Origin of the sequence: Xanthomonas prunicola, from assembly GCF_002846205.1 — a bacterium.
In the GTDB taxonomy this organism is placed as follows: domain Bacteria; phylum Pseudomonadota; class Gammaproteobacteria; order Xanthomonadales; family Xanthomonadaceae; genus Xanthomonas; species Xanthomonas prunicola.
In genome coordinates, this window is the sequence record NZ_PHKV01000003.1 from 644420 (window position 1) to 664206 (window position 19787).

Annotated in this window: 20 protein-coding genes, 1 tRNA gene, 1 other RNA gene and 3 pseudogenes; 8 read left to right on the forward strand and 17 right to left on the reverse strand. The window is 65.0% G+C overall.

What is annotated here, in order from left to right; translation table 11 throughout:
- Positions 1 to 18: 18 nt before the first annotated feature.
- The 3 genes from XpruCFBP8353_RS12815 to XpruCFBP8353_RS12825 all read right to left on the reverse strand — a co-directional run bounded on the left by XpruCFBP8353_RS12815 (position 19) and on the right by XpruCFBP8353_RS12825 (position 1888).
- Positions 19 to 996, reverse strand: a complete 978-nt coding sequence (locus XpruCFBP8353_RS12815; RefSeq protein WP_005995227.1) for a beta-ketoacyl-ACP synthase III — start codon at positions 994 to 996, stop codon at positions 19 to 21.
- 90 nt (positions 997 to 1086) lie between these two features.
- Complete coding sequence (rpmF, locus tag XpruCFBP8353_RS12820) at positions 1087 to 1281, reverse strand: 50S ribosomal protein L32 (RefSeq protein ID WP_003483870.1); 195 nt, start codon at positions 1279 to 1281, stop codon at positions 1087 to 1089.
- A 97-nt stretch (positions 1282 to 1378) separates the two neighbouring features.
- Positions 1379 to 1888, reverse strand: coding sequence for a YceD family protein (locus tag XpruCFBP8353_RS12825; RefSeq protein ID WP_101363568.1), 510 nt, complete (start codon positions 1886 to 1888; stop codon positions 1379 to 1381).
- Between the two features lie 112 nt (positions 1889 to 2000).
- Between XpruCFBP8353_RS12825 and XpruCFBP8353_RS12830 the strand changes: the two genes are divergently transcribed.
- Positions 2001 to 2576: a Maf family protein gene (locus XpruCFBP8353_RS12830; RefSeq protein WP_101363569.1), complete on the forward strand. Its 576-nt coding sequence runs from the start codon at positions 2001 to 2003 to the stop codon at positions 2574 to 2576.
- 161 nt (positions 2577 to 2737) lie between these two features.
- On the opposite strand, the pseudogene XpruCFBP8353_RS12835 reads toward XpruCFBP8353_RS12830, so the two are convergent.
- Both XpruCFBP8353_RS12835 and XpruCFBP8353_RS12840 read right to left on the reverse strand, forming a co-directional pair.
- A pseudogene (locus XpruCFBP8353_RS12835) lies at positions 2738 to 3078 on the reverse strand (hypothetical protein); the annotation flags it as partial.
- 265 nt (positions 3079 to 3343) lie between these two features.
- Positions 3344 to 5194, reverse strand: coding sequence for a glycosyltransferase family 39 protein (locus XpruCFBP8353_RS12840; protein ID WP_101363570.1), 1851 nt, complete (start codon positions 5192 to 5194; stop codon positions 3344 to 3346).
- Between the two features lie 36 nt (positions 5195 to 5230).
- Here XpruCFBP8353_RS12840 and XpruCFBP8353_RS12845 point away from each other — a divergent pair, with 36 nt between their 5' ends.
- The 4 genes from XpruCFBP8353_RS12845 to XpruCFBP8353_RS12860 are packed head-to-tail and all read left to right on the forward strand — an operon-like array spanning position 5231 to position 9621.
- Positions 5231 to 6184, forward strand: coding sequence for an AAA family ATPase (locus XpruCFBP8353_RS12845; protein ID WP_101363571.1), 954 nt, complete (start codon positions 5231 to 5233; stop codon positions 6182 to 6184).
- A 5-nt stretch (positions 6185 to 6189) separates the two neighbouring features.
- A complete protein-coding gene (locus XpruCFBP8353_RS12850; protein ID WP_101363572.1) occupies positions 6190 to 7146 on the forward strand; it encodes a DUF58 domain-containing protein in 957 nt (318 codons plus the stop codon).
- Positions 7139 to 9091 carry a transglutaminase TgpA family protein gene (locus XpruCFBP8353_RS12855; RefSeq protein ID WP_101363573.1) on the forward strand — a complete coding sequence of 651 codons (1953 nt, stop codon included), beginning with the start codon at positions 7139 to 7141 and terminating at the stop codon, positions 9089 to 9091. The genes XpruCFBP8353_RS12850 and XpruCFBP8353_RS12855 overlap by 8 nt, the downstream gene beginning before the upstream one ends.
- Positions 9088 to 9621 (forward strand): Slp family lipoprotein, encoded by a 534-nt coding sequence (locus XpruCFBP8353_RS12860; RefSeq protein WP_054320576.1) that lies wholly within the window; start codon positions 9088 to 9090, stop codon positions 9619 to 9621. Before XpruCFBP8353_RS12855 ends, XpruCFBP8353_RS12860 begins: the two co-directional genes overlap by 4 nt.
- A gap of 124 nt (positions 9622 to 9745) precedes the next feature.
- On the opposite strand, the gene XpruCFBP8353_RS12865 is transcribed toward XpruCFBP8353_RS12860, so the two are convergent.
- The 4 genes from XpruCFBP8353_RS12865 to dnaX all read right to left on the reverse strand — a co-directional run bounded on the left by XpruCFBP8353_RS12865 (position 9746) and on the right by dnaX (position 13288).
- Positions 9746 to 10096, reverse strand: coding sequence for a histidine triad nucleotide-binding protein (locus XpruCFBP8353_RS12865; RefSeq protein ID WP_101363574.1), 351 nt, complete (start codon positions 10094 to 10096; stop codon positions 9746 to 9748).
- Positions 10097 to 10197: 101 nt separating this feature from the next.
- Positions 10198 to 10791, reverse strand: a complete 594-nt coding sequence (gene recR, locus XpruCFBP8353_RS12870) for a recombination mediator RecR (protein WP_101363575.1) — start codon at positions 10789 to 10791, stop codon at positions 10198 to 10200.
- A 97-nt stretch (positions 10792 to 10888) separates the two neighbouring features.
- Positions 10889 to 11209 (reverse strand): YbaB/EbfC family nucleoid-associated protein, encoded by a 321-nt coding sequence (locus XpruCFBP8353_RS12875; protein ID WP_005913896.1) that lies wholly within the window; start codon positions 11207 to 11209, stop codon positions 10889 to 10891.
- Between the two features lie 6 nt (positions 11210 to 11215).
- Positions 11216 to 13288 carry a DNA polymerase III subunit gamma/tau gene (dnaX, locus tag XpruCFBP8353_RS12880; RefSeq protein ID WP_101363576.1) on the reverse strand — a complete coding sequence of 691 codons (2073 nt, stop codon included), beginning with the start codon at positions 13286 to 13288 and terminating at the stop codon, positions 11216 to 11218.
- A 135-nt stretch (positions 13289 to 13423) separates the two neighbouring features.
- On the opposite strand from dnaX, the gene XpruCFBP8353_RS12885 reads away from it, so the two are divergent.
- Positions 13424 to 13516: transfer RNA gene (locus XpruCFBP8353_RS12885), tRNA-Ser, on the forward strand.
- Between the two features lie 75 nt (positions 13517 to 13591).
- An RNA gene (ffs, locus tag XpruCFBP8353_RS12890) (signal recognition particle sRNA small type) lies at positions 13592 to 13688 on the forward strand.
- A gap of 272 nt (positions 13689 to 13960) precedes the next feature.
- Here the strand turns inward: ffs and XpruCFBP8353_RS12895 are convergent.
- From XpruCFBP8353_RS12895 to XpruCFBP8353_RS12925, 7 genes and pseudogenes are all read right to left on the reverse strand, one after another.
- Positions 13961 to 14410 (reverse strand): molybdenum cofactor biosynthesis protein MoaE, encoded by a 450-nt coding sequence (locus XpruCFBP8353_RS12895; protein WP_101363577.1) that lies wholly within the window; start codon positions 14408 to 14410, stop codon positions 13961 to 13963.
- Entirely contained in the window at positions 14407 to 14652 is a 246-nt protein-coding gene (locus XpruCFBP8353_RS12900; protein WP_101363578.1) for a MoaD/ThiS family protein, read from the reverse strand. The genes XpruCFBP8353_RS12895 and XpruCFBP8353_RS12900 overlap by 4 nt, the downstream gene beginning before the upstream one ends.
- Positions 14649 to 15146, reverse strand: a complete 498-nt coding sequence (gene moaC / locus XpruCFBP8353_RS12905) for a cyclic pyranopterin monophosphate synthase MoaC (RefSeq protein ID WP_101363579.1) — start codon at positions 15144 to 15146, stop codon at positions 14649 to 14651. The genes XpruCFBP8353_RS12900 and moaC overlap by 4 nt, the downstream gene beginning before the upstream one ends.
- Before the next feature lie 24 nt (positions 15147 to 15170).
- Positions 15171 to 15469: pseudogene (locus XpruCFBP8353_RS12910) on the reverse strand (nuclear transport factor 2 family protein).
- A 77-nt stretch (positions 15470 to 15546) separates the two neighbouring features.
- Positions 15547 to 16578 carry a GTP 3',8-cyclase MoaA gene (gene moaA / locus XpruCFBP8353_RS12915; RefSeq protein ID WP_101363580.1) on the reverse strand — a complete coding sequence of 344 codons (1032 nt, stop codon included), beginning with the start codon at positions 16576 to 16578 and terminating at the stop codon, positions 15547 to 15549.
- Entirely contained in the window at positions 16578 to 17327 is a 750-nt protein-coding gene (locus XpruCFBP8353_RS12920) for an MBL fold metallo-hydrolase (protein WP_101363581.1), read from the reverse strand. Before XpruCFBP8353_RS12920 ends, moaA begins: the two co-directional genes overlap by 1 nt.
- A complete protein-coding gene (locus tag XpruCFBP8353_RS12925; protein ID WP_101363582.1) occupies positions 17327 to 18076 on the reverse strand; it encodes a 3-deoxy-D-manno-octulosonic acid kinase in 750 nt (249 codons plus the stop codon). The genes XpruCFBP8353_RS12920 and XpruCFBP8353_RS12925 overlap by 1 nt, the downstream gene beginning before the upstream one ends.
- A 20-nt stretch (positions 18077 to 18096) precedes the next feature.
- Between XpruCFBP8353_RS12925 and XpruCFBP8353_RS12930 the strand changes: the two are divergent.
- Positions 18097 to 19172: pseudogene (locus XpruCFBP8353_RS12930) on the forward strand (glycosyltransferase family 9 protein).
- 179 nt (positions 19173 to 19351) lie between these two features.
- Here the strand turns inward: XpruCFBP8353_RS12930 and XpruCFBP8353_RS12935 are convergent.
- On the reverse strand, positions 19352 to 19756 hold the full coding sequence (locus tag XpruCFBP8353_RS12935; RefSeq protein WP_101363583.1) for a DUF6165 family protein: 405 nt from the start codon (positions 19754 to 19756) through the stop codon (positions 19352 to 19354).
- Positions 19757 to 19787: the final 31 nt, after the last annotated feature.

Genomic DNA, 19787 nt, shown 5'->3' on the forward strand with positions numbered 1-19787 from the left:
AAACGCGGAGGCAAAGCCTCAGTAGCGCAGCAGCGCCGAGCCCCAGGTAAACCCGCCGCCGAACGCTTCCAGCAGCAGCAGCTGGCCACGCTGCACACGACCGGAGCGCACCGCTTCGTCCAGCGCCAGCGGCACCGAGGCCGAGGAGGTATTGCCGTGGCGATCCACAGTGACCACCACTTGCTCCATCGGCAGGTCCAGCCGCTTGGCGGTGGCCTCGATGATGCGCAGATTGGCCTGGTGCGGGATCAGCCAATCCAGATCGTGCTTGTCGTAGCCGTTGGCGGCCAGGGTCTCATCGACCACCGAGTCCAGCGCCTTGACCGCGTACTTGAAGACGTCATTGCCCTTCATCAGCAACGCGCCGCCACCGTTCTTGCCTTCGCCGAAGCCCACCGACACGCCCACCGGATCCCACAGCAGCTCTTTCTTGCTGCCATCGGCATGCAGGTGAGTGCTGAGAATGCCGGTCTCTTCGTCGGCTTTGAGGATCACCGCACCGGCACCATCGCCGAACAGCACGCAGGTGGTGCGATCGGTCCAGTCGACGATGCGGGTCAGGGTTTCCGCACCCACCACCAGCACGGTCTTGGCGTCGCCACTGCGCACGAACTTGTCGGCCACGCTGAGCGCGTAGACAAAGCCCGAACAGGCAGCGTTGACGTCCATCGCACCACAACCGACATTGCCCAGCCGCGCTTGCAACAAACAGGCCGTCGACGGAAAGATCAGGTCCGGGGTGGTCGTGCCGATGACGATCAGATCGATCTCGTCGGCAGTCACACCCGCCGCTTCCATCGCCTTCAGCGAAGCGAAGTACGCCAAGTCGCTGGTGGTCTGGTCGTCGGCAACGATGTGACGTTCACGGATACCAGTGCGCGAGAAGATCCATTCATCGCTGGTGTCGACGATCTTCGACATGTCGTCGTTGGTCAACACCTTTTCGGGCAAATAGCTACCCGTGCCCGCGATTCTGGAATAGATCCGCTTGCTCATACTGTTCCCTGTTGCAAGAGCCGCGGCGACCGGCGGCTCCGGAAGAAGCGAGAGTCACCCGGCCGCGTCGAACGCGGCGGGCGCCACGGATCAATCTTCTTGGACGGCCGACGACTTGGTCGCGATCACCTTCTTGCCGCGGTAGTAACCGTCAGCGGTGATGTGGTGGCGCAGATGGATCTCGCCGCTGGTCGGGTCGGTCGACAGCTGCTTGGCGGTCAGGGCATCGTGCGAACGACGCTGGCCGCGACGGGACGGGGTGACACGGGATTTCTGCACAGCCATGGGATTGCTCCAACTTTAGTTCGATAACTTGTCTGTTGAGTCGAACAGCACGCTCTACGCCCGCGTCGACCTGTCTTACCGCCCTTAACAGCGGCGGTTACTGTTTCTTCAACGCTGCCAGCGCCGCGAACGGACTGGCCTTGTCTTGCTCTTCCTGGGTCGGAACCCATTCGGCGTCGATCGCTTCGCTGCCCGGTGCCATCGGTACCACGGGCACTGACAGCACCAGCTCGTCTTCGACCATGTCGACGGCCCGCAGCATGCCATCTTCCGGCACCAGCAACGCTTCGTACTCGGCCGGCAATGCAGCTTCGTCGGCTTCGTCACGGATCAAACCAAGACGCTGTCTGATTTGCACCGGATACAGGAAACGTTGCAGGCTGCGCTGGCAGGCCAGCGGAAGCTCGACATCGATACTGAGTTCGACATAAGCGACCTTGAGCAGTTCGTCCTGGTCAAACTGAAGCGAATAGACACATTCGCCGTCGGTATCGACAAGACTTCCCTGCAGACGGGTCATCGCAGATAGCGGGATGCGGCCATCGAAGCGCCTGCGCGCTGCGACCATCCGCCAAGCATCCAGCATTTCGGGTACGTTCGCGGACATAAGCCGCAGAATGTTAAAGACCCGCAGCGGCCATGTCAATCAGCCCCATTCATGCGATTGCCGCGCCACCCGCAGAACGGCAGACTCCCCTGCCCGACCCGTGTAGTGCGCCATGATGCCACGCCTGATCCTTGCCTCCACATCTGCCTACCGGCGCGAGCTTCTGAGCCGCCTGCAGCTCGAATTCGACACTGCCCGACCCGAGGTCGATGAGCAGGCGCAGCCGGGCGAAACCCCGGGCGCATTGGCCAGTCGCCTGGCCGCCGAAAAAGCCACTGCAGTGGCAGCTCGCTGCCCCGAGGCCTGGGTGATCGGCTCGGACCAGGTCGCCGACCTGGGCGGCCAGGCCCTGGGCAAACCAGGCACGCGCGAGCAGGCGCGGACGCAACTGACGGCCATGTCCGGCCAGACCATGCGCTTCCATACCGCCGTCAGCCTGATCGGCCCGGAGCGCCAGCTGCACGCGCTGGACCTGACCGAGGTACAGCTACGCGCGCTGACGGCCACCGAGATCGAGCGCTACCTGGACGCCGAACCGGCCCTGGATTGCGCCGGCAGCTTCAAATGCGAAGGTCTGGGCATCAGCCTGTTCGACGCCATCCACTCGGACGACCCCACTGCTCTGGTGGGACTGCCGCTGATCACGCTGGCGCGCTTACTGCGGCAGGCGGGATTTCAACTGCCTTGAGGGGCCGGCAACGATGGCTGAGGTGGCAACAACCCACCCCCTTTGCATGCAGCCACAGCGCCAAAACGGATCCAGTCACGTGAGAACCAGTCGCGAAGGCGAATCTAAAACAAGGCGCCGCCCTTCACTTTGAGAGCCCGAAGGCAGGATGGAGCGACAGTTCATGCCGACCAATCACCCCATTGCGCGCGCGCCCAACAGGCGTCGCCACTCCGATCGGATTTTTATCGCATAGCAGCAGCAGACGTGACGCCGACGTCTCTGTCTTGAAATCAAATCGAATCGCTGATTGACCAGTTAAAAGATGACGGACAGGTGTCGCAGCAACATCGCTGATCACCACTGGATCGGTAGCGACCTGCATGCCGCCCGGATCACGTGTTTCCGGCCAAGCAAAGATGGACGTATTTTCTGCTTTCAGTATAGGCAGCGCATCGGCAACTCCCGCAAGAACGGTCTCTGCGTGGGCGGCATCAACATCAATCACTCCTGCCGCCGCTGCCAAGACCTCACGATGTCCGTTATCGACCTTGCGTACGTTTCATGGCCAAGGCTGGCTCAGGAGGTCTTTTACAAATCGCCACGATCGGCATAGAGCACCTTTGGCGACAGCGCAACCATCGCCAACACACCGATTGCGAAATAGAACCATTTGGCATCAACCAGCAGTACCTCCGGCAGCGTGCTCCAAGCCCTGCCTGCTCCACGGCACTTAGGGGAATCGCTTGGTAAATGCGTATACGACCGTTTTACTCGGCGTTCGAACGTTACAAGCCACCATCATTCTCGACAGTAAGCGACTGCTCCCACCAATCTTCCACGCTGCCGTCATGGCCGTGCAGGCGCAGTCCCAGCCAGTGCATGCCGGGTGGCAATGCGTTGGTGTCGAGCGTGGCGGTGAAGCCGACGTTCGGGTGCTGTGGGTCGGTGGAGATTTTCCAGTAAGGGCGCACATCGAGCGGCTTGCCGTAGGTCGCTTGCGCAAGCGGGCGACCATCGAGCAGCAGCTCGACATTCGATAGCCCGACGCCGTCCTTGAAGGCCCAGCCACGCACCTCAAACTTGCCGGACACCGAGACGTTCGGCAGCGGCGTGTCGATCCACGACATCGCCGGGGTGACGCACGGCCCGGGCTGGCGTTGTGCAGGCAGTGCGAACAGCAGGAAGCGCTGATAGCCGTGATCGGTGGACACCACGGTCGGCGGCGGCAGCGGACCGACCATGTCGCAGATGGCGTGATAACGCTTCAACAGCTCGCGGTAGCGCTGATCGCTGGGCGAGAGCACCAGCAGGCGCGGTCCGGTACGCGTGCCGTCACTGAGCAATCCCCACTGCAACAACTGCGCGCTGCGCCCGTGCTTGTCGTTCAACTCGGCAGGCAGCACGTCGATGTTGGCATCGTGCAGCTGGAAGCCGAGCTCGGCGCCCACCTTGAAATTTTCTGCCAGCACGCGCGTGCCCGGCGGCATCTGCGCCAGCTGCGCTTTGACCGCGCGCCCCAGAGCGTTCCAGCCTGCGAAGTTGCGCGGGTAGTATTTTTCGCCAGCAGCATGCGCGCGAATCGACGGTACCGACACCGCCAGGTAGTAGCCGTACGCGCCGAGCATGCCGAGCAGTGCGATCAGCCACGCTGCGCGGCGCAGTGGATGCGGCCAGCGCATCAGGATCACCGGCACCGCCACCAGCAGCGCCAGGTAGCCGGGCAGCGGCCAGTGGAAGCTGATCCTCTCGGCATCGCTGAAGAAGCCGAGCACGAAGATTGCCACGGTCGAAATGCCGCCAAGCAAACCGAAATAGCGCCATTGCGCACGCGAGCCGCCGCCGCTGCGGGTACCAGCCAGACCGACCTTGACCATCGCCCACGCCAGCAGCGGCGTCACCGCCACCGTCTGGATCAGCAGGAACCACAGCCCGCCGATCTGAAAACGCCATGGATGCCGGTCGACCAACTGGAAACGTAGCCCGGCTTCGTCATGGTCGGTATTCCAGAACAGCAGCGGCAACCAGCTCACCGCGCCCACGGTCAGCGCCATCCAGATGCGTGGATCGCGCATCACCGCGCGCCCTTGGGGGATGCACAGCAACGCGATGCAGCCGACCCCGATCACGCCAACGAAGCGATAGTGACTGAGCGCACCGATGACCAACCCGATGGCAAGCTCCAGCGCACTGGTGGCATCGACCTCGCGCAGCAAGCGAGCGCCAGCATCCATGCACAGCACCGCCGCCAATGCCATCGGCACATCTGGCACGGCCAGAATGCCCAGCGTGGCCGATAGCGGCATCAACAGGGTCAGGCTGCCGGCCTGCCAGCCCAGCGTGGAGCCGAACCAGCGCGTGGCGATATGCGCGACCAACCAGGGAATCAGCGCGGAAATGGCCAGAAACGGCAGCCGCAAGGCCAGCAGGTGATGCCCGCCCACCTCCACACCCAGCCGGGCCAGCCAGGCGGTCATGCCCGGCAGATCCGAATAGGCCGCGGCCAGATGTTGGCCTTCCTGCCAGTAAAACGCTTCGTCCACGAACAGCGGCAAGCGCGCGGCGATCAATAACTTGACGGCCGTGGCCAGTGTCCACAGGATCACGAAGGTGCGATGTGCGCGTTGGTCCCCTTGCATTGCCCTGTGCACTCTTCTCTCACCTACGGAATTGTGATGTCGACACCGCTGCGTTCCACGGAAATGCTAACCGATGCGCTGCGCCAATCGCTGCGGCGCGCACAAGACCAGGTCAATTCGCTGCTGTTGGGCAAGGCGCAGGAAGTGCGGCTGGCATTCGTGGCGCTGCTGTCCGGTGGACATTTATTGATCGAGGACCTGCCTGGCCTGGGCAAAACCACCCTCGCCCATGCGATGGCCTCCAGCTTGGGCCTAGGCTTTCAGCGCGTGCAGTTCACCTCCGACCTGCTGCCGGCCGATGTGCTGGGCGTGTCGGTGTACGACGCCGCCTCGCGGCAGTTCCAATTCCATCCCGGCCCGGTGTTCACCAACGTGCTGCTGGCCGACGAAATCAATCGCGCCCCGCCGCGCACGCAGAGCTCGTTGCTGGAAGCGATGGCCGAGCAGCAGGTGACGCTGGATGGCGTGACGCATGCGTTGCCGGAACCGTTCTTCGTGATCGCCACGCAGAACCCGGTCGATCTATCCGGCACCTTCCCATTACCGGATTCGCAGCTGGACCGCTTCCTGCTGCGGCTGAGCCTGGGCTACCCCAGCGCCGATGCCGAGCGTGCCCTGCTTTCCGGGGTAGATCGGCGTGAATTGATCGCCCAGGCCGCACCGCAACTCAGCGATACCGACGTGGTTGCGCTGCGCGCCGTGGTCAACCAGATCCATACCAGCGATGCGCTGATCGGCTATGTGCAGGCGCTGCTGCTGCGCAGCCGCCAGCACGCCGGGGTACGCGTCGGCCTGTCGCCGCGCGCAGGCATTGCGTTGTTGCGCGCCGCCAAGGCCTACGCACTGCTGCTCGGGCGCGAGCACGTGCTGCCGGAAGACGTGCAGGCGCTGTTCGTGGCCGTGGCCGGGCATCGGCTGGTGCCGGAAGCAGAATCGTCTTCCGGGCCGGCGCTGGCCAAGGCGCTGCTGCACAGCGTGCCGGTGGACTGACCCAGGTGCGTGCGCGCCTGCGCGGCATCGGCCGCCGGCTCAGCCTGCTGGCCCGTCCGCGGGGAGCGGAAGCGTTGCCGATCGTGCTGGATCGGCGGCGCATCTATGTGTTGCCGACCCGCTTCGGGTTGTTCGTCGCCGCCCTGCTGCTGGCGATGCTGCTGGGCGCACTGAACTACAACAACAATCCGGCGCTACTGCTCGCGCTGCTGCTCGCGACAGCCGGGATCGCCAGCAGCATCATGGCGCACCTGCAGTTGTCGGCGCTGCGTATCGAAGCGGTATCGGCCGAACCGGTGATCGCCGGCGAACCGCTGCGCATGCGAGTGTCGTTGGCGCGTCGCGATACCCGCACACGGCGCGGGCTGCGCCTGGATCATCTGGAGAGCAGCGGCTTCTGTTCGCTGATTGAGCACGACATGGTCGAGGTCGACCTGCTGCTGCCGACCGAACGCCGCGGCTGGCAGGACATCGAGCGCATCCGCCTGTCCAGCACCCAGCCGCTGGGCCTGGTACGCGCCTGGTCGTGGGTGTGGCCGGAGACGCCGTTGCTGGCCTACCCCAGGCCAGAAGAACAGGGCCCTGCACTGCCCGACGGTGCAGGTTCGCCCAACCAGACCCGCTTGCACGCGCAGGGCGAAGAACTGCATCAGTTACGCCCGTATCGCGCCGGCGATGCGCCGCGCACGATTTCCTGGAAGCATTCGGCGCGTCGCGACACCTTGCTGGTGCGCGAATACGAACAGCCACTGGGCATCGAAGTCACGCTTGATTGGCGCGCGCTGCACGCACTGCCGTACGAACGCCGCATCGCGCGGCTTGCCCGCTGGGTGAATCTTGCCGAACGCGACGGACGCCGCTATCGCCTGCTGCTGCCGGGCCAGCCGCCGCTAGGTCCCGCGCAAGGGCCGTCGCATCACCACCTGTGTCAGCGCGCCCTGGCCCTGCTTCCTCATGACTGAGCCCTCCCTCCCGATCAGCCAGGCAAGCCGCGCCTGGGTGCTGGCCACCAGTTGGCTGGCATTGACGCCACTGCTGTTGCAACTGCCCGGCCTGCTTGCCGCCACTGTCGCCGTGGCCGCGGTGCTGGTCGGCGTACTGAGCTGGCGCGGCACCTTGATGGCGCCGGTGCGGTTGTTGCTGGTGATCGCGATGCTGGCGGCGGTGTACTGGCAGATCGGCATGCGCTTCGGCCGCGACACCGGCTGTGCGGTGCTGGCATCGATGCTGGCGATCAAGGCTTCCGAACTGCGTACCCTGCGCGATGCGCGCAGCCTGCTCGGCTTTGCCTTGTTCGCCCCGTTTGCAGCATTCCTGCTCGACCAGGGGCCGGCAACGATGGGGCTGGCGTTGCTGGCGGTGGTCAGCGCCTTGCTCAGCATGCAGCGGCTGGCTGACGAAGAACATCGCACCGCCACGCCCGCCCTGCGCCTGCAATTGCGCGGTATCGGCAAGCTGGTCGCTATCGGTGTGCCATTGGCGCTGGCCACCTTCTGGTTGCTGCCGCGCCTAAGTGCACCGCTGTGGGGTGTTCCCGAACGCGCGCTGTCGCGCCCGGGCCTGTCGGACAACATGTCGCCGGGCGAGTGGATCGACCTGATGGCCGACGACAGCCCGGCCTTGCGCGTGCAGTTCACCGGCAAGGCACCACCGCCGCAACAGCGCTACTGGCGCGGGCCGGTGATGTGGGACTTCGACGGTCGCACCTGGCAGCGCGCGCGCTGGACCGGTCGCGCCCAACGCGCTTCGGTCACCGCAGGCCCGCAAACCTATCGTTATCGCCTGGATTACGAGCCTACCGATCGCCGCCAACTGGTGTCGCTGGATCTGCCCACCCAAGCGGTAGCCAACGCCGAGTTATCGCCCGACTACGAATTGTTCGCGCAACGCCCGTTGAGCGCACTGACCCGCTGGGACCTGCAATCAGCACCGCCGGCGCGCTTCGATACCGACCTACCCGATCAATTGCGCAAACGCGCGCTTGCCCTGCCGCCCGGCTTCAATCCGCGCACGCTCGCGCTGGCACGGCAATGGCGTAGCGAGGCCGGCAACAACGACGATGCGGTGGTGCAGCGCGCGCTGCAGTGGATCACCGGCGAATTCGCCTACACGCTGGACACGCCGCTGCTTGGCCGCAACAGCGTGGATGAATTCCTGTTCCAGCAGAAGGCTGGTTTCTGCGAACACTTCAGCTCCTCGTTCGTGGTGCTGATGCGCGCGGCCGGCATCCCGGCGCGCGTGGTCACCGGGTACGCCGGTGGCACCTACAACCGACTGGGCAACTACTGGGTGGTCCGGCGCATGGATGCACATGCCTGGGCCGAAGTCTGGCTGTCCGGGCGTGGCTGGGTCCGCGTGGACCCCACCGCCGCGGTGGCGCCGGAACGCATTTACGACACGCTCGAAGACCGCCTGCAAAGCGGCGGCGGCAACAACTTCGCCGACCTCGGCGCATGGGCCAGCATTGGCCAAGTCAGCGACTGGCTACGCCGCGGCTGGAACGAGCTGGTGTTGTCCTTCGATGCCGACCGCCAGCAACGGCTACTGCAACCCTTCGGCATCGATCGCCTGGACACCTCACAACTGGCCGCCATCTTCGGCGTGTTCGCGGCGAGCGCGCTGGCATGGATGGGCTGGCTGCTGGCACGCGGCGAACGTGAGCGCGACCCGTTGCTGCGAGCCTGGCACCGACTGAGCCGGCGCTATCGCAAGCTCGGCCTTGCCCGCGAGCCGCACGAACCGGCCGGCGCCTGGGCACAACGTGTCGCCCGTTCCCACCCGAATACGGCATTGTTGGCACTCAGCCAACGTTTCGCTGCCGCGCGATACGCTGGCGCTGATTCGGACAGCGCCACTCTCTTGAAAGACTTGCTGCAGCATCGCCCGCGAACCGGAGCTTCCTCATGAGTACCCGTTTTCTTGTTCCTCTTATCGCTGTGCTCGGGCTCGCAGCCTGCGCCACCGCGCCCAAGCCGCTGCAGGGCCAGTTCCCTACGGTCAGTCCCAGCGATTCCACCGCCAGCGCCCAGGTCGGCACGTCAGTGCGCTGGGGCGGCAAGATCATCAAGACCACGCCTGGCCAGGGCCAGACCTGCTTTGAACTGATCTCGCGCCCGCTCAATGCCAGCGGTCGCCCGGACCGTAATGCCGTCGATGCCAGCGACGGCCGCTTCCTGGCCTGTCGCTCGGGCTTCTACGATCCGGCCGTGTTCGAGCCTGGTCGCGAAGTGACCTTCATCGGCAAGATCGAAGGCTACGAAACCACCAAGATCGGCGAGTACGACTACAAGCTGCCCAAGGTCAATGCCGACGTGGTCTACCTGTGGCCGGTCGTGCGCGACGTGGAAGTCGTACCGGCTTACCCGTACGGCCCGTGGGGCGACCCGTGGGGTCCGCGTTGGGGCGGTGGTTGGGGCTGGGGCCGCGGCTGGTGGTAATACTGCGCCGCTGACCTTTAAGTGTTATTCGCAAAAACGCCGCTCGCAGGGAGCGGCGTTTTTGTATGTGCGCGACGATCGCAGCGCTACGCGGACTGCGCGCTACGCGTGATCGAACCACGCATCACGGCGTGCCGAAGCGGCCCAGTGGCGCACCCGCCAGCAAATGCAGATGGATATGGAAGACCGTCTGGCCGGCATGCTCGCGGCAATTCATCACGATGCGGTAGCCGTCCTGCGCCAGCCCCTGCGCGCGCGCGTATGCCGCTGCCGCAATGGCCAATTTACCGACCAGCAGCGCCTGCTCCGGTGGCACATCGTCCAGGGTCGCGATGGCGTGCTGCTTGGGAATGAAGAGCACATGCACCGGCGCCTGCGGTGCGATGTCTTCGAAGCCCAGCACCTCATCGTCTTCATAAACGATGGTGGCCGGGATTTCGCGACGAATGATCTTGCCGAAGATGGTGTCAGACATGGGAAGGGATTGGAGATGGGTCATTTGGGGTTGGCAAGAGCTTACCGCGCGCGCCAGTCTGCTTTAGCGAATCCACAACACCGACTCCCCAATCCCCGCCTTCAAGGCACCTCACTGCGGGTGCCGAAGGCGTGCGACAAGGTGCCGCGGTCGACGTATTCCAGCTCGCCGCCCAGCGGCATGCCCTGGGCAAGCCGGCTCGGCCGCACCGTGTGCTGGCGCGCCAGTTGCGCGAGGTAATGGGCAGTCGCCTCGCCTTCCACGGTAGCGTTGGTGGCGATGATCATTTCGGTCACTTCGCCAGCGGCCAGACGCTCGCCGAGCCGATCCAGCCCCAGTTCGCGCGGGCCGATGCCATCCAGCGGCGACAAGCGCCCTTGCAGAATGAAATACAACCCGCGGTAGCCGGTGGCGTGCTCGATCGCCAGGCGATCAGCCGGCGATTCGACCACGCACAGTTGCTGCCGGTCGCGACTGCTGCTGGCGCAGATGGTGCAGATTTCCGATTCGGTGAAATCGCGGCACTGCACGCAATGCCCCACCTTTTCCACCGCATTGGCCAACGTCGTCGCAAGACGCCGCCCACCCTCGCGCTCGCGCTCAAGCACGTGATACGCCATGCGCTGCGCCGACTTCTGGCCCACACCGGGCAATACCCGGAAGGCCTCGATCAGTTGTTCAAGCAGAGTGGACATTGGGTGGCAGGGAGTGGAGATTCGGGATTTGGGATTCGCAACGGCACAGGCTTTTGCACTTAGCCAACCCCAAATCCCCACTCCCGAATCTCGTCGCTCAGAACGGCAACTTCATGCCGGGCGGCAACTGCATTCCAGCTGTCGCCGAGCCCATGCGGTCCTTGGACTCGGCGTCGATCTTATTGGACGCGTCGTTGAAGGCAGCGGCGATCAGATCCTCGGCCATCTCCTGGTCGGAGAGGATGCTCGGGTCGATCCGCACCTTGCGGCATTCCTTGGCGCCGGTCAGCGTCACGCTGACCATGCCGCCGCCGGCGGTGCCGGTGACTTCCAGCTTGGCCAGTTCTTCCTGGGCGCGCTGCAGGTTTTCCTGCATCTTTTGCGCCTGCTGCATCAGTTGGGCAATGTTTCCACGCATGGGGCGTCACTCGTCGTAAGGGCGGATGGAATCGGGGACGATCCGCGCGCCTTGCTGCTGGATCAGCAGCTGCACCGTCGGGTCGTTCATGAAGGCGGTTTCGGCCGCGCTCTGGCGCTCGCCTTTCTGGCGGTTGGCGCGCTCATGCAGGGTCTCGACATCGGCGCTACCGGTTTCGATGACGATGCGCGGCGTGTTTCCCAACACCGGTGCCAGCGCTTGCGCGAGGTTGGCGATGGAGCGCTCGGAATTAAGATATTCAAAGCCTGGCGCCAGCGCCAGCCGCAGCACGCCATCGCGATGGCCGATAAACGCGGCGTTGGCGGCCAGCTGCCGCGACGGGCCGTTCAAGCCGCTGCGCGTGACCAGCTCCAGCCATTGCTCGGCATCGGCGATGCGGCCGTCCTCGAGCAGGGCCGATGCATCGGTTGCCGAACGTGATGCTGGCGATGCCGTTGCCGATGGCGTAGCCACCACGGGTTCTACAGGCGATGAGGGCTCGACAAGCGGTGTGGGCGAAAACGTTGCGACCGAAGCCGGAGCTTCCACCGCAGCGTCTGACGCAATCGCAACGGGGTGCGCGAGCTCGGCGGGTGCAGACGGCGGAGCCATCGCCGCTTCAGGCGCAAGTACGGCCATCGTGTCGGATGCAGGCGTGGCCTGCGTACGCACCGGCGCATCGTCCACTGCCCAGGGCGGTGCGTCCTGATTGCGCGCACTGGCTGCAGACGCACGATTGGCCGAAGAAGACTCTTGGGGGGGAAGCGCGACAACGGGAGCCGCGGCCGGAGTCGACTGGATCGCTGTGGCCGGCAAGGCCGCCTCCGCAACAGCAACAGGCATCATGTCTGTCAGCGCAGCAGGCGCGGCCACCACGGCGGACGCCGCCGTCACCGGCGCTGCCCCTGCCGGCGCAGCCTGACCGCCGCCGGCGGCAGAACGCGCGCCACCGCTTGCAGTGGCACCGCGCCCGTCATCCGAGCCGCCAGCCGGCACAGCCGCAGCGGGGCGGAAGGCCAGCATGCGCAGTACTGCCATTTCGAAACCGGCGCGCGGGCTGGGCGCCAGGTACAGATCGCGGCGCCCGTTGAGCGCCATCTGGTACCACAGCTGCACGACCTCCGGCCGCAACTGCGCCGCAAACGGGGTCGGGTCGATCCCGTCGCCAACGAAGGCCACCGACGGCACCAGCTGCTGCACCTGCACGCGATGCAACGCCTCGGCCAGTGCTTCCAGCACACCGCTCCAATCGGGTGAGAATTCGGCCAGCGCGGCGACCACCTGCAACAGGCGTGCGCCATCGCCATCGGCCAGCGATTGCAGCATCGCGCCGACTTGGGTGCGATCGACCGTGCCCAGCATGGTGCGCACCACATCCTCGCGCAGCGCGCCACCGGCGTAGGCGATCGCCTGATCCAGCAGCGACAGACCATCGCGCAACGAGCCGTCAGCGGCCTTGGACAACTGCACGATCGCTGACGGATCCGATTCGATCTGCTCGGCGGCCAGGATGCGGGTCATCTGGCCCTGGATCTGATCCTCATCCAGCCGCTTGAGGTTGAATTGCAGGCAGCGCGACAGCACTGTCACCGGCAATTTCTGCGGATCGGTGGTGGCCAGCAGGAACTTCACGTGCTCCGGCGGCTCCTCCAGCGTCTTTAGCAGCGCATTGAAGGCCGCCTTGGAGAGCATGTGCACTTCGTCGATCAGGTAGACCTTGAACTTGCCGCGCGAGGGCATGTACTGCGCGTTCTCGATCACCTCGCGCACATCGTCTACACCGGTGTTGGAGGCGGCGTCGATCTCTAGCAAGTCGATGTAACGGCCAGCGTCGATGTCCAGGCAGGCCGGGCACTGGCCGCACGGGTCTGCACTGGTGCCGGTCTCGCAATTAAGCGATTTGGCGAAAATGCGCGCAATGGTGGTCTTGCCAACGCCGCGGGTGCCGGTAAACAGGAACGCGTGATGCACGCGCCCACTGTCGAGCGCGTTACTGAGCGCGCGGACCACGTGTTCCTGGCCTACGAGTTCGGCAAAACGCTTCGGGCGCCACTTGCGGGCAAGAACGAGATAAGACATCGGGCAACCGGCTTTGTTTGAGCCGATATTGTGCCACGCCCGGTCTCAACGGCTGCGGCTGGAAGATTCAGCTTGTGGTACGGGCCGGCGACCGCTAGAATTTGCGGCCCTGTTCGACCACGGTCGTGCAGGCACGGAGAGGTGTCCGAGTGGTTGAAGGAGCACGCCTGGAAAGTGTGTAAGCGTCTAAACCGCGCTTCGGGGGTTCGAATCCCCCTCTCTCCGCCAGTTTCATGATTTGCGCACTGACACCAATGCCGCAAATCGCAGGGCCATGCCAATGGCCCACGTCTTATGGTGGCCCCGTCGGTCCCTCGCGACGCTAGATCGAAAATCCCGCCAGGGCCGGAAGGCAGCAACGGTATCGATTGATGCGGGCGCCGAGGTCAACCGGCGGGGACACCACCCTAACTTTCGACAGACGCCTGGCGGATTCGCCGGAACACTGGCTTGTGCGCGATTGATCGAGCAACACGCAGCAGTCATCTTTGCTGCGCTAGGCGCCCATGCCTAAAGCCGACCCGTCATTCGTATCCGCCGTGGCGACGGCGCATGCATTACCGCAGTGTTAGCGTCTCCCACGGCGCGATGCGGGCGCCGAGGTCATCCGGCGGCACACCACCCCAACCTCTTGGATTTCCCCTGCACCCATTGATTTGCAGGGGGGGGGCATTACTGTGGCTGCGACTCTGGATGCAACCAGCCCGCATCGCCTTCCAGGTAGTGCTCGTGCTTCCAGATCGGCACGCGTGCCTTGACCTCATCGATGATGTAGCGGCAGGCATCGAAGGCGGCGCCACGATGTGCCGCAGTGACGCCAACCCACACCGCCATGTCGCCGATGCGCAGTTCGCCCACGCGGTGCACGCAATGCGCGTGCACGATGGCGAACCGCTGCATTGCTTCGTCAAGAACGCGCTGCCCTTCGGCCTGTGCGAGCGCGGCGTAGGCTTCGTAGCGCAATCCGGCCACGCCGCGGCCTTCGTTGTGATTGCGCACCCAGCCTTCGAAACTGGCAAACGCTCCGGCATACGGGTGCTCGACGCCGGCACGCAACTGATCGACCGGCAATGGCACGTCGGAAAGCGCAAAGATCGCTGCAACCTGCTCGTTCACCGTCAACCTCCCGACACCGGCGGAATAAACACCACTTCGCTGCCATTGCGCACCGCATCCTCCCAACGCGCGAATGCGCCATCGACGGCCACACGCAACTGCGCAGGCGTCCAGCGTAGGCCATGCCGTGCATCGAGTTCTGCATACAGGCCGCGCAGATCCTGCGCGCCGGTCTGCACACGCTCATCGGCAATGCCTGCGGCCTCGCGCAAGCTGGCGAAATACAACACCGTCACCGTGGCCGTCACTGGGCCGCTCCGATATCGCGCTTGCCGCCGCGCTTGGACACCAGCTTGGTCGGGCCGATGCTCATGCTGTGTGATAACGCCTTGCACATGTCATAGACCGTCAGCGCGGCCACGCTGGCGCCGGTGAGCGCTTCCATTTCCACACCGGTGCGATGCACGCAGCGCACCGTGCAGCGAATATCCAGCACCTGCTCGCCCGCCCAGTCGATCTCGAAACGGCACGCATCGATCGGTAGCGGATGACAGAACGGAATCAATTCGTGCGTACGCTTGACCGCCATGGTGCCGGCGATTACCGCCGTCTCCACGATGCCGCCCTTGGCACTGCGCAAGCCGTTGGCATGCAGCTGTGCGGCCACGGCAGCCGGAAAGCGCACACGGCTTTGTGCAGTAGCGCTACGGGCGGTGACCGCCTTGTCCGAGACGTCCACCATGGTGGGAAGCCCGGCATCGTCGAGGTGGGTCAGGCGTGCGGAACGGGAGTTTGCAGGCATGGGAAGCGACGCGAAGACAAGCACTCAGGATGCGACATTCTCGGTGAACAGGGTGCCTTGATGAAACAGCAACTGCAGCCAGCAGCGTTGTTGCGCCACAAGGAGCTGCGCAAAGCCTGCCGCTCAACGCCCTGACGCCGGTCTATCGACCGATAGCGCAACTGCGCCAGATCCCGCGCCAGCTGCACGCATTCGAAGCCATCGGCTTGGTGGTCGGCAGCAGCGCCGGGTGCGCGCAAGGCCGAGATCACTTCGCTGCGCGTGTACCGATGGCCTGACGTACCGACCTCGACAAACGCCGGATCGAGCAGCGCTTCCAACATCTGCACATCGGCACGCTACTGCGGATCGAGCAGACGCAGTTCCAGCGTGCGCAGCTGCGCCAGCAGCGCGCCTTCGCTCATCCGCCGATCAAGAACATCTCGACCGGCTTGCCGCGCCGTGGCACCGAGGCGCGCACTTCGCTGTAGCGGTCGCCGCGCACGCTCCAGCGCTGCCGCAGATGCGTTGCCAGCGCAGGCTCGCCATTGGCCAGGGCCGGTTTGAGGTCATCGCCCTGGCTGGCGAACAGGCAGGTGTACAGATGCCCGTCGGCCGACACGCGTGCGCGCTGGCAATCGCCGCAGAACGGCACGCTGACCGAACTGACAAAGCCGACTTCGCCGGCGCCATCCGCAAACGCGTGGCGCTGCGCCACTTCACCCGTGTAATTGGCGTCCAGCGCCACCAACGGCCAGCGCGCGTGGATGCGTTCGTGCAGTTGCGCAGAGGTGACCACCGCATCGGGCGTCCAACCATTGCAGCTGCCCACATCCATGAATTCGATGAAGCGCAGCACGTGCCCAGTGCCGCGGAAGTGCTCTACCAGCGGTAGCACCTGATCTTCGTTGACGCCACGCTGCACCACGCAATTGATCTTCAATCGCTGAAAACCGGCCTGCTCGGCGGCGGCAATGCCGGCCAGCACCTGCGCAATCTCGCCGCGATCGCCACTCATGCGCCGGAACAACGCCGGCTCCAGCGCATCCATGCTGACGGTGATGCGGCGCAGCCCCGCCTGCCGCAGCGCAACGGCCTGGCGGGCAAGCAAGGTACCGTTGGTGGTCAGCGCCAGATCTCCGATGCCCTCGATCGCGGTCAGCCGCGCAATCAGGCTCGGCAGGTCGCGCCGCAGCAGCGGCTCGCCGCCGGTCAGGCGCACCTTGGTCACACCGACCGAGACGAACGCACGCACCAGCGTTTCCAGCTGATCGAAACTCAACCGCTGCTGTGAGTCGAAGCCGTAATCGTCCGGCACGCGATCGGCCGGCATGCAATAACCGCAGCGAAAATTGCAGGCTTCGATCACAGACAGGCGCAGATCGTGCAGCGGGCGGCCATGGCGGTCCTGCATCGGCGCGGTGACAAGATCCGGCAGCAGCAAGGCGCCCATCAGGGCACCGTCGCGGCGGTCGGATTCGCCAGCGCGAGGTATTGACCGGGCACGGCAACGCGGTGGCCACGTGCACGCAGCACATCGCCGTCGGCGTCGCTGGCGTAGTGGTACAGCAGCATGCGGCTCAACAGGTCCTGCGGGTATTCCCGCTCCAAATCGTCCACCCCAGTATGCGACGGGTTGCCGTGAACGCCGCAGTCATGCGCGATGAGCTCGCTGTCGTCGGCATAACGCTTCAGCATTTCCGGAATCGGCCGGGTATCGCCGGTCCAGACCAGCGCGCCCTTCAACCGCAGGCCGTAGGCCGTCTCCGGCCAGTGGTGGCGTACCGGGAACACTTCCAGCCGCACCCCGTCGTGCCAGAACGCATCGCCGACCGGCACCAGCTGAAACGCATCCCAGAAGTTGGCCCCGCCCTCGGCCAGCACATTGGGGTAATCGGCGATGCGCCGCTGCAGCAGCGGCACGACCGGCGCCGGCACGTACAGGCGCGTGCGTCCGCAGCGCTCGGAGAAATAGCTGTCGACGAACACCCGTTCCAGCCCACCGACATGATCCAGATGCACATGGGTGATGAAGATCGCCTGCGGCAGCTGGCCGTAATGGGCCTGATAGGCAGTCAGCCCCTCGCTGCCGCAATCGATGGTCAGCCATGGCGCGCCGGCGCGTTCGAGCGTGGCCATCGGCGAGCCAAGCGCCACCGCCGACGCATTGCCGACTCCCTGCACCCGCAAGGCCCAGTCCATCAGTAGCCCCGGCCCCAGGCCAGTTCGTAGGCGCGGTGCAGACGCTCATAGTCCTTGTCGACGTCCTCACGACTGCGGTTGCCGCGCAGCTTCAGCAGCGAGCGATGCAGGCGCTCGAGATTGCGCTCGCGCCAGCGTGTGGCCGGAATGCGCAGCACGCCGCGATCGAAATCGATCAGCCAGCCATGCCCGCCGGCATCGAACAGGATGTTGTGCGCGTTGAGATCGGCATGATCCAGGCCGGCGCGATGGAAGCGCGCGATCAATTGACCAGCGGCCTCCCACGGCGCACCGCGGCCGGCCACCTGGGCATGGTCGGCCAGCGCGCGCACGTCTTCCAAGCGCTCCATCAACAGCGCCGCACGATAGCCCATCCCTTCGCGTAGGTAGCAGGCGGCCAACGGACGCGGCACCGGCAACTTGCGTTTGATCAGTTCGCGCATCAGCCGGAACTCGGCAAAACTGCGCGTGCGCCCTGCCCCTTTCCACAGGTAGCGGTCGCGGCTCACACGTGCGGCCATGCCACCACGCAGGTACTGCCGCAACACGCTGTGGCCGAACGGCGCATCCACGAACCACGCGCCACCACGCCCGCCTTCGTCCACCGGCCGTGCCCTGTCGCCCCACGATTGCGGCGAAAACAGGCTGGCATCGGCTTGCCGCAGCCGTTCGCGGTCGAACAGAATGGCGCCATAACCGCGACCTTCGCGGTACGGCGCCAGCGCTTCGGTGGCATCGAAAGAAACCATCTATCGAGTCTAACAACACCATGGCTGTAACGCCCGCATCGCTGTGTTTGCTGCGCTTGTCCGCCCTGGGCGATGTCACGCATGTGGTGCCGCTGGTACGCACGTTGCAGGCAGGGTTTCCGGCAAGCGCGTTGCATTGGATCATCGACAAGGCCGGGCTGAAATTGCTTGAGGGGCTGCCCGGTGTGCACTTCCATGCCTACGACAAGCGCAGCGGCGTGGCCGGCATGCGCGCGCTACGCCGGTCGCTGGCACCGCTGGGCCAGTTCGATGCCTTGCTGCAAATGCAGGTAGCCTTTCGCGCCAATGTGCTGTCGGCCTTCGTGCCGGCGCGGCGACGCATCGGCTACGACCGCAGCCGCTCCAAGGACCTGCACGGCCTGTTCGTCAACGAGCGCATCGCCGATCGCCCCGGCATCCATGTGCTCGACGCCATCGGCAGCTTTGCCGAGCCGCTGGGCCTGCGCCAGACCCAGGTGCGCTGGGATCTGCCGGTCCCCGATGAGGCGCATGCCTGGGCACGCGCGCAATGGGACGACGATGGCCGCCCGGTGCTGATGATTTCGCCGTGCTCCAGCCACGCGCGTCGCAACTGGTATCCCGATCGCCACGCCGCGCTGGCCGATCACGCGGCTGCGCAGGGCTGGCCGATCACGCGGCTGCGCAGGGCTGGCGGATCGTGCTGTGCGGCGGCCGCAGCGACCTGGAGCGCAGCACTGCCGACGCCATCGTCGCGGCAGCACGCACGCCGGTACTGGATCTGGTTGGCAAAGACACCCTCAAGCAACTGCCTGCCCTGCTCGCGCGTGCGGACCTGGTGGTCACGCCGGATTCCGGGCCAATGCACATCGCCAACGCGATGGGCACCAAGGTGCTCGGGCTGCACGCGGCCAGCAATCCGCTGCGCAGTGGCCCATATTCGGACGTGCGCTATTGCGTGGACCGCTACGATGCAGCCGCGCGCACGTTCCTGCACAAGCCGGCCGACCAACTGAGCTGGGGAACCAAGATCGAATTCGACGACGTCATGTCGCTGATCACCGTGGACGATGCGATCGCCGCCTTCGAGCGTTATCGCACCGATCACTCGCGCTAGGGATTGAGCACAGACCGTCGGCGCATCGCAACGAAAGAATGCTGATCGCCGCAGTGCAGAAGTCGCCGATCCACTACGACATCACAACCACAGGCACCGCGCCAGTTGCGTAATGCCAGCTACCATTCTTCAGCGATCACGCCGACCAAGCGGCCAGCGCGATCGGTCGATCGGCGCGCTCAGGCCCCGGTAGGGCGATAGTCCTGATAGGACTTTTCTTCCACGTACGAAGAACCCAGCGCTAGGTTGATCGCTTTCTTGATGCGCGCACGCTCGTCGTTTTCGATATACACGCTGCGTGCCAGCTGCACGAAGGTATCGTCGAAGGTCTGCGCCTGTTCCTTGAGGCGGATGTCGTCCTCGATCACCCACAGCCGCTCATTGACGGCCTTCAGCTCGGCGCGCAGGCGCACGATGTCGTGGCCGGCGGCTGGATGCGCCATCCAGGTGGTTTCCAGCGCAGACAGCTCGTTGCGCACATTGGCCAACTTGGCCGCATCGCGCATGCGCTCGGATTTGATCTGCAGAATCGCGATCTTGTCGAGCAGCTCACCAAAGGACACAGGTACCAGGATCTCGGACATGACAGGTCTCCAACGGGGATCGGGCGGATTG